The organism is Arthrobacter sp. L77 (assembly GCF_000816565.1).
In the GTDB taxonomy this organism is placed as follows: Bacteria; Actinomycetota; Actinomycetes; order Actinomycetales; family Micrococcaceae; genus Arthrobacter_D; species Arthrobacter_D antioxidans.
In genome coordinates this window covers 153,338-167,543 of sequence record NZ_JWSU01000005.1, presented here as the reverse complement: position 1 = coordinate 167,543, position 14,206 = coordinate 153,338, and the positions used below count along the sequence as shown (strand labels likewise).

Below are 14,206 nucleotides of genomic sequence, written 5' to 3'. Positions count from 1 at the left end.
GCGTCACGCACAGCGCGGCGCCGCACCCCACCGGGTGCGGCGCCGTCGTTCCTCCTACCTCCTGTCGTAGTCCAGCCGGGTGCGCTCGAGGGCACCCTGCGGCTCGGTCGGAAGAGCGCCAGGTTCGGGATTGCCCGCTACCGCGTTGGTGGTCGCGTAGAGGTATGTGCCGTCGACCTCCACATCGGCGGGCCGGGGGACCTCACGGAAGGGCACCGCCTCGTCGGATCCCGCCGCGATGATCGAGATCCTGTCGGCGAAGAGCTCGGCGACGAACAGGTTGCCGCGGCGGTCGAAGGCCAGCCCGGTGGGCGAGGTCAGGCCGGAGACGACGAGCTCGACGTCTCCCGACCTGGGATCGAAGCTGCGCACCGACCCGAGCGTCGGATCCTCCGGAGCCCCGGGCAGCGACGTCAGGTACAGCAGATCGTCCGGACCGGACTCGATGTCCGTGGGGACGGGCTGGGAGTTGTAGGTCAGGCCGACGACACACTCGGGCAGATCGATCTGTTGCTGATCCTTGAGGTAGACGAGCAGTTCAGGCGTGACCGGCGTGGGCACCGGCTCGAGGACCGTCGCGTCGACCGTCCCGCGCCGCGTGTCCACGGTCCAGATGACGTTGGCCCCGGCGTCCGCCACATACACGTAGCGTCCCGAGTGGGACGCCGCCGTCGCATAGGGGTGCGAGTAGACCTCGCCTCCGTGCGGGAGCAGGAAGGGGAGCAGATCCTTGGGGAGCTGGGCCGCGCACTCCTCGGGGAGGTCCTGGAACCCGTACTCGCTGTCGAGGTCGTAGTTGTTCTCGGTCTCGAGCGCGGCGAAGTCGGCGAGTTCGCGCGTCTCGCCGTCCTCGAGGACGCTGACGTTCGCGACGAACGGGTCGGGACTGCCGGGGCCGCCGGAACTCTCGGTGTAGTACACGCGGCCCTTGGTGGTGGACACGCCGCCGATCTCGATGCCGGGACGATCGAGCACCGTGGCGATGGTCTTGTTGCGGTCCACGCTGGTGAGCTTGCCCGCGAAGTTCTGCGAGACGTAGGCGATGTTGTCCCGACCGATGGCCACGCGGAGCGGGCTGACGAGTCCGGTGGCCAGCTCGGTCGTGTCGCCGGCCGTCACTGATCCGCCGCGGTGCGCGGAGATGGTCACCGTGGGGGACGCCGTGGCGGCGCCGGCGGTGGACAGGAGGGCGACGGCGAGTGCCGCCGCCACGATGGGCGTGTTCTTACCCTGCATGATGGATGTCCTAGGGGGTGCGTTTCATCACGAGACGCTGTGACCGGCCCCAGCACCGAGAAGCGGCAGGTGGGCCGCTTTCCGACGAGCGCGGCCCTGACGCCCAAGGGCATTCGCGCACCTGCCATGGTAGGACCACACCGGGCCGGTGTCGACGGTCCTACGACCCTGAAGCATGGCCCGGTGGCTACCCGGGCGCGGCGTCGGGGAGTGGCTCGGCCGGTCAGTCGGAGAGCGCCCGGATCCGGTCCGTGAGCTCGCGGGCCTTCTCGTCCGCCCCGGCCTCGGAGTGCAGCCGTGCAGCGGCGGCCAGATGGTGGGCGGCCTGCCGGGGGGATTCTCGTGCCACGTAGTACAGGCCGAGGCTCTCCTCGAGGTCGGCCTCGGCCTCGAAGTGGAGCAGGTGGCGCTGGTCGATCAGCCGTTTCAGCAGCTCCTCGGCGGTGTCGAGGTCCGCCGTCAGCAGGGCGAGCTTGGCCTGCGCGAGTGCGAGCTCCAGCCTCTGGACGTCGGTGCCCACGAGCTGGAGCCCGAGTTCTGCGTTGGCGATGGAGGCCCGCACGGAGTCGTCCACGAAGCCGGCGAGCAGCCTGTAGATGGCGCTGGCGCAATGGAATTCCGTCCAGGCCTGCAGGTCCGCCTGAGGCAACAGCAGCTCGCTCGCGAGCGCGTAGTACTTCTCGCCGACCTCCGAGTCCCCGCGGCGGAAGGCGACGTTGCCGATCGCCCAGGCCCCCCGGGCGATGAGGAGCGACGGAGCGGGCGATACTCCCTCGGTGATGTCCAGGTTCGTCGCCACCTCCCACGCCTCGTCCAGTTCGCCCTTGACCGAGAGTGCGGCGATGAGGATGAAGGCCGCGTGCAGACGGGTGGGGGCATGGTCCGGGAGCTCGGCGGCGAGCTCCACCGACCGGCGTGCAAGCTCCACGCCTTCCGCCAGCCGTCCTGCACTCCGCGCGATGGTGGACAGCCGCCCCTGGACGATCGACTGCAGCTCGGGCGTGGCGACCATCAGCGACGACCTGTCCATGGACCGCAGGACGTTCTCCGCCTCCTCGAGCCGGCGCAGGTTGATCAGGGATTGTGCCTGGAGCATGGACATGTCCCACCAGGCCGGGGCGTTCCGCTGCTCGTAGGCGATACCCGCCGCGTGTTCCGCCTCGGATGCGGCCAGGGCGTCGTCATGCATGTCGCGCGCGTAGTTCGCGGCGAACATGGCGGACGTGAGGCCCGGCTGGTCGTCGGCGGGGGGCTGTTCCACCCACCAGGTCAGGGTCAGGGGGTCCATGCGGAGCCGCACGGCGAGATGCTGCACCATCTCGGGCGTGGGCTGGCGCAGGCCGCGCTCGAGCAGCGAGATGAAATGGGGGGAGTAGACCCCGTCTCCCAGTTCCGCCTGTGTGAGCCCTGCAGCGGTGCGCGCCTGGCGCAGCATGTCCCCGAATCGCATGTCGTCCATCCCCCAGAAATACGCCACGGCGGCCCGCCCCATGCAAAGGCCTGTCCGTGACTCCACTTGTCTAACAGATGCCGCGGACAATCCGGAAAACCGCCGCCGACTTCCTTCAGCCGAGCAGGCCGAGGTAGGTGGCGAAGCCCGCCGGGACCCGGCCGACCGTCCGCGACGACGTCGTGACGGTCAGCGACCCGGAGGCGGTCCACCGTGCGCCGGCTGCCTTGGCCCGCTCCACGAGGCCGACGTCCTCGTCCTGCTCCAGCGGCCCGAAGCCGCCGAGTTCCTGGTACGTGCTTCCCCTGATGCCCAGGTTCGCGCCGTGGACGTGGTGGTGTCCGTCGTCGGGCACGTAGGCGGCGGACCACAGTCGGAACCGTTCGCCGTTGTCGGGGGTCAGGGTGGGCCGGACCGTGCCGAGGACGAGATCGTGGTCGCTGCCGAGACGGTGGTGCCGGACGAGCCAGTCGCGCGGCACGGTGGTGTCGGCGTCGGTGTTCGCGATCCAGGTGCGGACGGGCAGGCTGCGGGACTTGGCGAGCGCGAACCTCGCGCCCGCGTCCCGGGCCGCACCCACGGAGCCGAAGCTGCCCGCGATGACGGAGATGCCCGGCACCGTGCGTGCTTCCGCGGCCGACCGGTCGGTGCAGCGGTCGAGGACCACGGTCACGGAGACGAGGATCCGCGGAACGGTGCGCAGGAGGTGCAGCCGAGCGGCGTCGAGCGAGGCGAGGCATGCGGCGAGCCGCTCCTCCTCGTTGCGGGCGGGGACGACGACCGCCACCTGGCCGGGGATCACACCAGGCCCTCCCGCCGGGCGACGGAGGCGGCGGGCGCGGGGACGAGGACCTCGAGGAGGAAGTCCTCCTCGGTGTGCAGGGAGAGCGTGGTGAGGCCGGACCGGTCTCGGACGCGCTCGTGGACGGTGTCCCCGTCCAGCTCCCAGCCCTCGATGGGGTGGCGCCAGTGGCACAGGACCAGCACGCCGTCGTCGTCGAGCGATGCGCCGATGAGCCGGATGACGTCGTCGAGCTGGTCCGAGGACAGGAAGTACCCGGTCTCCGAGAGCACGATCAGGTCGAAGGGCCCGTCCTCGTGCGGCCAGTCCCGCGGGACGGTGGCGAGCCGCGCGCCGGCGGCGGCGTGCATGATGACCGCCTCGTTGGTGCGGCGCACCGCCGTCTCGCTGGTGTCGAGCGCCAGCAGGTTGTCCGACACCGCGGCGAGGTCCTTCGTGAGGGCGCCGACGGAGGAGCCGATCTCCAGGGTCCGGCAGAAGCGGCGCCGCGGCAGGCCGGCGATGGTCAGGGCGCGCTTGCGCTGCTCGTAGAACCGCTCGGCGACCTCCCACGGATCCGCCCGGTCGCGGTGCAGGCGCTCGAAGGTGGACGGCGCGCCGGTGACGAAGAAGGACTCGAAGCTGCGGGCGAAGTGCTCGAGGACGCCGGGTGTCAGCAGGACCTCGTCGCCCGGCGCGTCGGAGAGGGGCAGGGTCTGGGACACGTGGGTGGCGAGGGCGGAGCCCTTGCGGGCGTGCTCGTCGGCGCCGAGGTGGTGCAGGGACAGGTCGGCGAGCTGCTCCGCCTGCTCCTCCGCCGTTCCCCAGTGCCAGAGCCAGATGGGGTATTCGAGCAGCGTGATGGCGCGGTCGCCGCAGAACCGCGCAGCGGCAGCACCGACGGCGTCGTGGTCGGCGTGTCCGTCGTGTCGCCACGGTGCGGCCACCAGGGTGCGGGCGGTCTCGCCGTCGGCGAGCTCGCGGGCCAGGACCGCCGTGACGTCCTCCGGCGTGATCCCGCCGTCGGGCAGGCCCTCGAAGACGAGCCGGGCGGCCGGGGCCAGGACCTGCAGGGCGGTGGTCACCTCGCTGCGCCGCAGCTCGGCGAGCTGGTGCGGTGAGTAGGTGGGGGAGGACGGGTGGGACGCCTCTCCGTCGCTGAGGACGACGACGTCGCACCGCACGCCGTCGCGTGCGAGCCGGGAGAGCAGGCCTCCGGCGCCGAGCGTCTCGTCGTCGGGGTGCGCGGCCAGGAGGACGAACCGGGAGGGGAGCCGCCCGTCGAAGAGCTCCTCGACCTGGAGATCCCGTGGTGCGCGGTCCTGCTCCCAGGTGCGCCAGTGGCTCTCCGGCGTCCCCGCGCCGTCGTGCGTGAACCTCACCACGCCGCACCGTCCTGCGGCGTCCCCTCGAGGACGCGCCGGCCCAGCGAGGCGTCGTCGCGCTCCGCGTGGTGCTGCCGCAGGTAGAGGTGCAGGTCGGCGACGCGGGCGGCGTGGCGCTCGTCGAACGCCAGGGGCGCCGGGCCGAGCCCGTGGGCGGCTGCCTCGAGCACCCGTTCCGCGCAGTCGAAGGCCAGGGAGCGCACGCGGGCCGCGAGCAGGGCGCCGTCCTGTCCACCGGCGCGTCCGTCGTCGACGGCGTCCGCGGCTGCGGCGAGTGCCGTCCGGGTGGCGTGCAGGGCGGCGTCCACGCGGCCGAGGTGCATGAGCGCGATCTGGTCCGGGGTGCGGTGCCGGGACGCTGCGAGGAGGGTGCGGGCGACGCCGAGGGCGCCCCCGAACCAGCAGGCCGCGACGCCGATCCCACCCCACGCGAAGCCGTCGCGGGTGAGGTACCAGTCGGCGTCCCCGACCGGGACGGCTACGGCGGCGTCGAAGCGCACCGAGCAGCTGGTCACCGCCGCGAGGCCGTGGCTGATCCAGGCCTCGGCGGGCTCCGGCGTGACGCCGTCGGCGCGGAGATCCACGGCGAAGGCCCGGCGTCTCCCCTCGCGCACGTGGGCGGTGACGATCGCGGCGTCGAGGTGGTCGGCGAGGGAACACCAGGGTTTGGTGCCCGTGAGGGTCCAGGTGCCGTCCGGCCCCTCCGACGCCGTGAGCGCGACGCCGGGCCCCTCCGCCGCGAACACGCCCCACGTCCCGGCGCCGTCGTACCGGCCGGTGGATCCGGCCGCTCCGGTGGGTGGGCCCATCCCGGCCTGGTCGAGGATGGCCAGGGCGTCGAGGTGGGGCTCGACGACGCGCGCCGCGGTGAGGTCCGTGGCGGCGAGGGTGGTGAGCAGCTGCCAGGTGAGGGCCGTCCTGCCCGATCCCGGCAGGGGCACCGCGGCGCCCAGCTCTCCGGCGAGGACCAGGGTGCGCGGGAGGGAGCCCCGCGCGGCATCGACGCGGTCGGCGAGGAAGTCCAGCGGATCGGCGTTGGTGGGCCGGGGCGCGCTGTGCTGGGGCCCGCTGGTCCGGGTCCCGGTGTGCTCCGGGGACGGAACTGCGGGGGATCGGTCGTCGGAGCGCAACATATCCGCAGTCTACTGAGATCCCGGCAGTCACTTGCGCACCAGCGCGGGGGTTGACGCCGTGAGCGCCACCGATGCCCCTGTCACCTCGCGCGGGTGACGCGAGGCGGCAGCACCTGCAGGACCATTCCTGTGTCAGCCCTGACAGGAGGATCATGATGCCGCGCTCGGAGACTGCACACACTCCTGCGCCGACCACCGGGGCGGGGCGGTCGACCGCGCCGGGAACCGGTGGCGGAGCCGGAGCCGGAGCCGGAGCCGGTGTCAGAGCCGGCGGCAAGGATCTGCGGAGGCGCGCACCCCGCAGGAGCCATGGCGGGTGGTCTGCCGCCCCGGACCGGGTGAGCCCGCTCGAGATCCTCCACGAGCAGGAGAAGGACCGCGTCCCCGGGCTCATCCCCCTCCGGCACGAACGGATGGCGGCGTCCCCGTTCGCATTCTTCCGCGGCGGAGCAGCCATCATGGCCGCCGATCTCCGCGACACCCCGACCACCGGGCTGGAGGTCCAGCTCTGCGGAGACGCCCACATCAGCAATTTCGGCGGCTTCGCGTCCCCGGAGCGGCGCCTGGTCTTCGACATCAACGACTTCGACGAGACGCTGCCGGGGCCGTGGGAGTGGGATGTCAAGAGACTGGTGGCCAGTGTCGAGATCGCCGCCCGGGACCGCGGATTCGCCGGGGCGGAGGGACGGGCCGCCGTCCTCGAGACCGCCAGGGCCTACCGGGACGCCATGAGATCCTTCGCGGCGATGACCCCGCTGGACGTCTGGTACGCCTCGTTCGACATCCAGTCCCTGCTCCCGGCCATCAGGAAGACCCTGGGCGGCCACGCCGTGAAGGAGACGGAACACGAGATCGCCCGGGCGGGGAGCAAGGACAGTGCACGGGCCGCCCGGAAACTGACGGAGATCGTCGACGGCAGGCCGAGGATCATCGACGATCCGCCGCTCGTGGTCCCGCTCCATGAGCTGCTGCCGGGCCTCGAGGCGCAGCACCTCGAGGACGGCATCCGCGCGGTGATGGCCGACTACCGGCAGAGCCTGTCCCCCGACCGGCAGTCCCTCCTCGACCGTTACGAGTACCAGGACGTCGCCCGCAAGGTCGTCGGTGTCGGCAGCGTCGGGACGCTCAGCTGGATCGTGCTTCTGGTGGGCCGTGAGCACGCGGACCCCCTGGTGCTGCAGCTCAAGCAGGCCGACACGTCGGCGCTGGAAGCCGGTCTGGGCCCGAGCCGGTACGCGAACCACGGCGAGCGGGTGGTCCAGGGCCAGCGCCTGATCCAGGCCTCGAGCGACGTGCTGCTGGGCTGGCTGCGGACCACGGGCATCGACGGCGTCGAGCGCGACTTCTACGTCCGCCAGCTCTGGGACTGGAAGACCTCCGCGGATCTGACCACCGCCTCGGCGTCGAGGCTCACGGCCCATGCCCGCCTGTGCGCATGGACGCTCGCACGGGCTCACGCCCGCACCGGCGACCCCACCGCGATCGCGTCCTACCTGGGGTCGGGAGAAGCCTTCGACCACGCGTTGGCCGTCTTCGCCGCCGTCTACGCGGACCGGAACCAGATGGACTTCGATGAGTTCACCCGGAGCCGGGGCGACGGCCCCGGGGGGCTTTGACGCGGCTGCTCAGGCTTCTGGCGGGAGCGCCTCGTGGTGCGGCCGGCCCTTGGTGCGGCGCTCCTCCTTCATCTCCGCTTCGAAGAGGTGGCGTTTGCCCCCGACGAGGGAGTCACGGGCCTCCTGCTCGAAGGACTTGAACGCGGAGAAGTAGTTGTCGTCGTAGTCCTCGACGATCTGGAACGTCCATCGGCCCTCGATCACGTTGCGGCCGATGATCTCGGTGGCGAGCCGGTCCGCGATCCCGGGGTGGCCGGCCTTGCGGAACAGCTCTTCGGCCTCGGAGAGGTTGAGATCGGCCTTGCCGGTGAGGCGGTGGAACCCGTACAGGTAGCCGCGGGCGTGCTCCGCGACCTCGAGGGCCTCGGAGAGCTTGCCGAGCGCCTCGACGGTGAGGTCGGAGACGCCGTCGGGACGCTGGTGGTTGGAATCGGGACCGGGGACATCTGGGATAGCCATACCGATCACGGTACCCAGATCCACCGGCATCCAGACAGTACTTTCGGGACGCGGTCAGCCCAGTTCGGGCTTCGCGATCACCGCGATGTCGTCGTCGCCCGCGCCGGCGCGCTGGGCGTCGGTGAGGGACTGCAGGACTGCCGTCACCGCAGGCAGGGGATCCGGCGTGGAGCGCAGCATGAGCCGGGCGTCCTTGGCGAGCAGGTCCGCGGAGAACCGGGTGTCGCCGAAGGTGCCCCCGGTGATGATCGGCCCCTTCAGCGCGGCGACCCCGCCCAGCCCCGTGCCCTGCAGCAGATCGAGGACCGCGGCGGCGTCGAGCCCGTTGGCCCTGCCGAGGCGCAGGGCCTCCACGAGCCCCTGGAGCGTGACGCCCAGGGCGAGGTTGGCGAGCAGCTTGCCGGTCGCGGCGTCCCACGGCGTCGCCACGCGGCGCAGGCGCCCTGCATCACCCCACAGCGCGGCGAGCGGCTCGACGACGTCGACATCCCCGGCCGCACCGCCGAGCAGGACCCCGAGCGTGCCTGCCCGCGCCGGGGCGAGGCTGCCGGTCACGGGCCCGTGGACGTAGCGGACACCGGCCGCCGCCGCGTAGTCGGCGAACTCACGGGCGTCCTCGGGGGACACCGTGGTGACGTCCAGCCAGACGGCCTCGGCCGGAATCCCGAGCCCGGAGAGCACCACCTCGCGGACCGCGTCCGGTCCGAAGAAGACCGTCATGACGACGTCGGCGTCCTGCACCGCTGCCTGGGCCGACCCGGCCCGGGCAGCACCGGCGTGGTGCAGGCGGTCGACGGCGCCGGCCGTCCGGTTCCAGGCCGTGACCTCGTGGCCGGCCTGCAGCAGGTGCAGGCCGAGCTCGTGGCCCATGCGTCCTACGCCGAGCAGTGCGATCTTCATGGTGGTCCTCCGGGTAGCTGTCGGTGTCCCCAGGCGGGCGAGGCGTCAGTCGGCGCTGATCTGGTGGCGGAAGGTGTCCCGCCGGGCGTGGAGGCCCCAGATGGCGTCCGCGAGGACCGTCGGGTCCTTCTCCGGATCACCCTCGATGATGCGGCCGCCGATGATCAGCTGCGAGACGTGGATGCCCTCCTCGCCGAGCACCTCGTGCAGCAGTTGCGCGTAGGCGGCCTGGCCGGCGAAGGCCACGGAGGTGCCGGTCACGGTGCGGCCGGGCTTCACGGCCGAGCCGCCGTTGATGAAGAGGATGGTGCCCCGGTTCTTGCCGAGGAACCGCATGCCGGGCAGGACCTGGTGCACGGCGGCCACGGGACCGTAGATGGAGAACTCCACCGGGCCCACGAGGTCCGCCGGCGTGGTCTCGAGGACGGGCCGCATGAAGTCCTTCTGCGGGAGGGGGCTGTACTGCAGCACCTCGATGGGGCCGAGGGTCTCGGTCGCCGCTTCGAGGGCGGCGGCGAGCGATTCCGGGCTCCGGACGTCCGCGGCGAAGCCACGGGCCTGGATGCCCTCCTTGCCGAGGTCCTCGGCGAGGGCGTCCATCTTGCCCTGGCTCCGGGAGATGAGGGCCACAGAGAAGCCCTCCGCTCCGAAACGACGTGCCACTGCGGCGCCGAGGCCGCGTCCTGCTCCGATGATCGCGATAGTAGTCATACCCGGTGCAATTCATCAGGGTGCTGAATAATTCCGGGCCGGGCGCGGCGTGCGTCAGCGCAGGGTCCCCAGGATGGTGCGCTGGATGACGACGGCGGCGGCCCCGCGCGCCCACTGCGCGAAGTCGGTCGGCTGCCGGCGCAGCCGGACGGGGGACGCCTCCGGGTCCCGGTAGTAGTCGATCGCGGCATGCAGTGAGGGGCCTGCGGCGTCGGCGAGGTCCATGCCCTCGCCGGAGAGGATCACGAGGTCCACCATCGTCAGGTTCGCGACGGCGGACACCAGCAGGCCGAGGGCGGCACCGGCGGCCTCCACCACGCCGCCCGCCACGGGATGCCCCTGGCCCGCGAGCGCGAGGATCTCCTCGTAGGAGCGCTGCTCGCCGGTGGAGGCCGCGAACTGGGAGCAGATGGCCGGGATGGTGAGGACCGCCGACGAGCAGCCGCGGTGGCCCTCCATGCAGCGCGGCCCGTTGGGATCGAGCGGATAGTGCCCCACGAGGCCCAGCCCGGCGTCCGGCGGGGCGATGACGACGTCGTTGATGACGAGCCCGTAGCCCACGCCGGCGCCGACCGTCAGGACTGCGAAGTCCTTCTCGCCGCGCCCGGCGCCGAACCACTGCTCCGCGATGGTGAGGGCCACGACGTCGTTCTCGACGACGACGGGCAATCCGGTCCGCTGCTGCACGAGGTGGGCAAGGGGGACGTCGCGCCAGCCGAGGAAGGGCGCGCGCAGCACCGAGGAATCGGCGTTGACCCTGCCCCCGATGCTGATGCCGATGCCGCTGAACCGGTCGATCGGGCCGAGGTCGGCCACGGCGTCGACGATGGCGCCGACCACGTCCGCCACGGCGTGCCCCGGCAGCGTGCGCTCGCCGGCCCCGACGACGTCGGCCTTGAGGTTGGTGGCGACCGCCGAGGCGGTGTCGCCGGTGAGCTTGATGCCCACGAAGCGGTGCGCGTCAGGGCTGATCTCGAGGGGCCGGACGGGGCGCCCGATCGAGGCGGCCCCGGCCTCCTCCGACTCACGGAGCACTCCCGCGTCGAGGAGCGGTTTGCTGAGGCGGGTGAGGCTGGCGACCGACAGGCCGAGCCGCGTCGCCAGGTCCCCGCGGGAGATGGGTCCGTGGATCAGGACCTCGCGCGCCAGCGCCCGGGCGGGACTGGAGGGGGCGAGCGACGTGACCGCGTCCATGGCTTCCGTTCCGGAGGGAGTAGTTATTTCCAAAGTACAGGTAAAGGTGCGGCGCGGGCGTCCGCCACCCGAGCGGCCTCGGGGAAAATCGCGTCGAAGGTGACGGTTGACACAGTTGTTATTTCTGTCGTAAAAATAACTCGTGTCGCTCGAGGGTTGTCCAGCCTGCGGCCGCCCATCACACCGCACGAAGGAGAGCCTGTTGTGAAGCTTCCCCCCGGCCCCGCGCTGCGAGCCGTCCGATGCCTGGCCGGAGGGACGGCCCTGGCGCTGGTCCTGTCCGCCTGCGCCCCCCAGGACGACGTCGTCACGCTGGACTTCTTCCAGTTCAAACCCGAGGCGGTGGCGAACTTCGGTGCCATCATCGACCGGTTCGAGGCGGCGAATCCCGGCATCCGGGTGGTGCAGAACCACGTCCCCGACGCCGACACGGCGATCCGCACGCTGCTCGTGAAGGACAAGACGCCGGACGTCCTGACGCTCAACGGGAACGGACGCTACGGCGAGCTCGCCGAGGCGTGCGTGTTCGCGGACCTCTCGGACCTGCCCGTCGTCGAGCAGGTCCGGCCGGCGGTCAGCGACATCATCGGCGACCTCGGTTCCTGCAGCGCCGACGAGGTGAACGCGGTGCCCTTCTCGAACAACGCGAGCGGCATCCTCTACAACAAGGACCTCTTCGAGCAGCACGGCGTCGAGGTCCCGACCACCTGGGACGAACTGCTGGCGGCGGCGCAGACCTTCGAGGACGCCGGCGTCACGCCCTTCTACACCACCCTCAAGGACGCCTGGACGGTGAGCCCCGCGTTCGTGAACCTCGGCGGGGCCCTCCAGCCGGAGGGCTTCTTCGACCGGCTCCGCGCCGAGGGACCGGACGTGGCATCGGGGGAGGTGTCCTTCTCCCAGGACTACCCGGAGGCCATGGAGAAGCTGACGACGCTGTACGGCTTCGGGCAGGACGGCGCCGCCAGCCGCGACTACAACGCGGGCAACGCGGCGTTCGGGGCGGGGGACTCCGCGATGTACATGCAGGGCAGCTACGCCATCCCCGCGATCCGTGCCTCGAACCCTGACGCCAACATCGGCTCCTTCCCCTACCCGGCCACCAACTCACCGGAGGACACCGTCGTCGTGTCCGGCGTCGACGTCGCCGTGTCGGTGGGACGCGACACCGAGCATCCCGAGGAGGCCAGGCGGTTCGTCGAGTTCCTCATGTCGCCGGAGGTGGTGCAGCAGTACGCGGAGGAGCAGAGCGCGTTCTCCCCCCTCGCCAGCGGCGCCGAGACCACCGACCCGGCCCTGGCCGGCCTCGCCCCGTACTTCGACGACAACCGGATCATCGGGTTCATCGACCACCAGCTGCCCGCGAGCCTGCCCCTCCCGCAGTACCTGCAGGAGCTGGCCCTCGGCGGATCGGTGGAGGACTTCCTGTCCGTCATGGACCGCGAGTGGAGCAAGATCGCCGCCCGCACCATCCCCAACGAGAAGGACTGACATGAGCACCGACGTGAGCCGACCCGCCCGCCCGGGCACGCCACCTCCCGCGCTGCGGCAGGACCGGCGGGTGCCGCGGGTCTTCTACCTGATGGTCCTCCCCGCGGTGGCGCTGTTCGCCGTGTTCCACACGCTGCCGCTGCTCACGGGCATGTTCTTCAGCCTGACCAACTACGCCGGGTACGGCGAATGGTCCTTCGTGGGCCTGCAGAACTACGCCAACCTGTTCGGCGACGACCGCATCTACGGGGCCTACGGGTTCACGTTCCTCTTCGCGATCGTGTCCACGATCGCCGTGAACATCATCGCGCTCGCGGTGGCGATCGCCCTCAACGGCAGGATCCGCTTCAAGACCGGGTTCCGCGGGATCTTCTTCATCCCGAACATCCTGTCCATCCTGATCGTCGGGTACGTCTTCAACTACCTGTTCTCGAACTCCGTCCCGGCGATCGCCGAGGCCCTGGGCATCACCTCCCTGACCACGAGCATCCTCGCGAGCCCGGACACGGCCTGGATCGGCGTCGTGATCCTGTCCGTGTGGCAGGCGGCGGCGTTCAACATCATCATCTACCTCGCCGGGCTGCAGACCATCCCGACCGAGCTCTACGAGGCGGCCGCCCTCGACGGCGCCTCCCCGTGGAAGCAGTTCACCTCGATCACCTTCCCGATGATCGGCGCGTTCTTCACCATCAACATGGTGCTGAGCCTCAAGAACTTCCTGCAGGTGTTCGACCAGATCATCTCGCTGACGGCGGGCGGGCCCGGGACGTCGACCGAATCGATCTCCGTGCTGATCTACCGCGGAGGCTTCCAGGGCGGGGAGTACGGCTACCAGACCGCCAACGCCGTGATCTACCTGTTCGTGATCATCGCCATCTCATTCATCCAGCTGCGCATCCTGCAGCGCAGGGAGGCCTCGTTCTGATGACTGCCACATCGCAATCCGCGGGCCGCGTGCTCGTCGACACCCCCCGGCCCGACGACGTCGGACCGGTCTACCGCCCCGACCGCCGCAGCGTGAACTGGTGGCTGACGGCGCTCGTCGCGGTCTGCGCCCTCACGGTGCTGATCCCGCTCTACTTCACCGTGGTGACGGCGCTGAAGACGCCGGACCAGCTCGGCGGCACGGGGTTCGGACTGCCGACGTCGGCCCGCTGGGAGAACTTCGCCGAGGCGTGGACGCTCACGAGCTTCCCCCGGGCCCTGCTCAACACCGGGCTGGTCACCGTGGGGGCGGTGCTGCTGACGCTCCTGACCAACTCCATGGTCGCCTACGCGATCGCCCGCAACCTGCACCGGCGGTTCTTCAAGGGCCTCTACCTCTACTTCATCGCCGCCTTGTTCGTCCCGTTCCCGATCATCATGCTGCCCGTGGTGAAGCAGACCGCCATCCTCGGGCTCGACAACCAGCTGGGGCTCATCCTGCTCTACACGGTGTACGGGCTCTCGTTCAACATCTTCGTGTACGTGGCCTACATCCGGTCCATCCCCCTCGAACTCGAGGAGGCCGCGCTGACCGACGGCGCCACCACGTGGACGGTCTTCTGGCGCATCATCTTCCCGCTGCTGGGCCCCATGAACGCGACCGTCGGCATCCTCACCTGCCTCTGGGCCTGGAACGACTTCATGCTGCCGCTGGTGATCCTCTCCGACCCGTCGGCGCAGACCCTGCCGCTGGCACAGTTCATCTTCCAGGGCCAGTTCAATACGAACTATTCGGTGGCATTCGCCTCCTACCTCATGGCAATGGCACCGTTGTTGATCGTGTACATCTTCGCGCAGCGCTGGGTCATCTCCGGCGTGATGCGCGGATCCTCGAAGTAGCCCCACCGACCGACCAACGAAAGGGA

General features: G+C 70.8%; 13 protein-coding genes. 4 read left to right on the top strand and 9 right to left on the bottom strand.

Annotated features, from left to right (window positions below):
• Nucleotides 1–54 precede the first annotated feature (54 nt).
• The 5 genes from RY94_RS08900 to RY94_RS08880 form a co-directional block, all read right to left on the bottom strand.
• Nucleotides 55–1,236 carry a ScyD/ScyE family protein gene (locus tag RY94_RS08900; RefSeq protein ID WP_052274174.1) on the bottom strand — a complete coding sequence of 394 codons (1,182 nt, stop codon included), beginning with the start codon at nt 1,234–1,236 and terminating at the stop codon, nt 55–57.
• Between the two features lie 223 nt (nt 1,237–1,459).
• Complete coding sequence (locus tag RY94_RS08895) at nt 1,460–2,686, bottom strand: helix-turn-helix domain-containing protein (protein ID WP_197060630.1); 1,227 nt, start codon at nt 2,684–2,686, stop codon at nt 1,460–1,462.
• A gap of 115 nt (nt 2,687–2,801) precedes the next feature.
• Entirely contained in the window at nt 2,802–3,488 is a 687-nt protein-coding gene (locus tag RY94_RS08890; RefSeq protein ID WP_043444233.1) for a glycosyltransferase, read from the bottom strand.
• Nucleotides 3,485–4,852 carry a bifunctional PIG-L family deacetylase/class I SAM-dependent methyltransferase gene (locus tag RY94_RS08885; RefSeq protein ID WP_043444232.1) on the bottom strand — a complete coding sequence of 456 codons (1,368 nt, stop codon included), beginning with the start codon at nt 4,850–4,852 and terminating at the stop codon, nt 3,485–3,487. The genes RY94_RS08890 and RY94_RS08885 overlap by 4 nt, the downstream gene beginning before the upstream one ends.
• Entirely contained in the window at nt 4,846–5,985 is a 1,140-nt protein-coding gene (locus RY94_RS08880) for an acyl-CoA dehydrogenase (RefSeq protein ID WP_231554475.1), read from the bottom strand. Before RY94_RS08880 ends, RY94_RS08885 begins: the two co-directional genes overlap by 7 nt.
• 338 nt (nt 5,986–6,323) lie before the next feature.
• Between RY94_RS08880 and RY94_RS08875 the strand changes: the two genes are divergently transcribed.
• Nucleotides 6,324–7,601, top strand: a complete 1,278-nt coding sequence (locus RY94_RS08875) for a DUF2252 domain-containing protein (protein ID WP_231554474.1) — start codon at nt 6,324–6,326, stop codon at nt 7,599–7,601.
• Nucleotides 7,602–7,610: 9 nt separating this feature from the next.
• On the opposite strand, the gene RY94_RS08870 is transcribed toward RY94_RS08875, so the two are convergent.
• From RY94_RS08870 to RY94_RS08855, 4 genes are read right to left on the bottom strand one after another with little or no spacing between them, the layout of a single operon-like run.
• The gene (locus RY94_RS08870) at nt 7,611–8,060 is read right to left on the bottom strand and encodes a hypothetical protein (protein ID WP_043444664.1); all 450 of its coding nucleotides are present in this window, start codon (nt 8,058–8,060) and stop codon (nt 7,611–7,613) included.
• A 54-nt stretch (nt 8,061–8,114) separates the two neighbouring features.
• Complete coding sequence (locus tag RY94_RS08865) at nt 8,115–8,960, bottom strand: NAD(P)-dependent oxidoreductase (protein ID WP_043444229.1); 846 nt, start codon at nt 8,958–8,960, stop codon at nt 8,115–8,117.
• Between the two features lie 45 nt (nt 8,961–9,005).
• A complete protein-coding gene (locus RY94_RS08860) occupies nt 9,006–9,671 on the bottom strand; it encodes an SDR family NAD(P)-dependent oxidoreductase (RefSeq protein WP_043444227.1) in 666 nt (221 codons plus the stop codon).
• 54 nt (nt 9,672–9,725) lie between these two features.
• Nucleotides 9,726–10,865, bottom strand: coding sequence for an ROK family transcriptional regulator (locus RY94_RS08855; protein WP_043444225.1), 1,140 nt, complete (start codon nt 10,863–10,865; stop codon nt 9,726–9,728).
• A gap of 204 nt (nt 10,866–11,069) precedes the next feature.
• On the opposite strand from RY94_RS08855, the gene RY94_RS08850 reads away from it, so the two are divergent.
• Genes RY94_RS08850 through RY94_RS08840 form a run of 3 tightly spaced genes read left to right on the top strand, consistent with a single transcriptional unit; the run spans nt 11,070 to nt 14,180 of the window.
• A complete protein-coding gene (locus RY94_RS08850; RefSeq protein ID WP_043444223.1) occupies nt 11,070–12,356 on the top strand; it encodes an ABC transporter substrate-binding protein in 1,287 nt (428 codons plus the stop codon).
• Nucleotide 12,357: 1 nt separating this feature from the next.
• Nucleotides 12,358–13,281, top strand: coding sequence for a carbohydrate ABC transporter permease (locus RY94_RS08845; protein WP_082046195.1), 924 nt, complete (start codon nt 12,358–12,360; stop codon nt 13,279–13,281).
• On the top strand, nt 13,281–14,180 hold the full coding sequence (locus RY94_RS08840) for a carbohydrate ABC transporter permease (RefSeq protein WP_043444221.1): 900 nt from the start codon (nt 13,281–13,283) through the stop codon (nt 14,178–14,180). The genes RY94_RS08845 and RY94_RS08840 overlap by 1 nt, the downstream gene beginning before the upstream one ends.
• Nucleotides 14,181–14,206 lie beyond the last annotated feature (26 nt).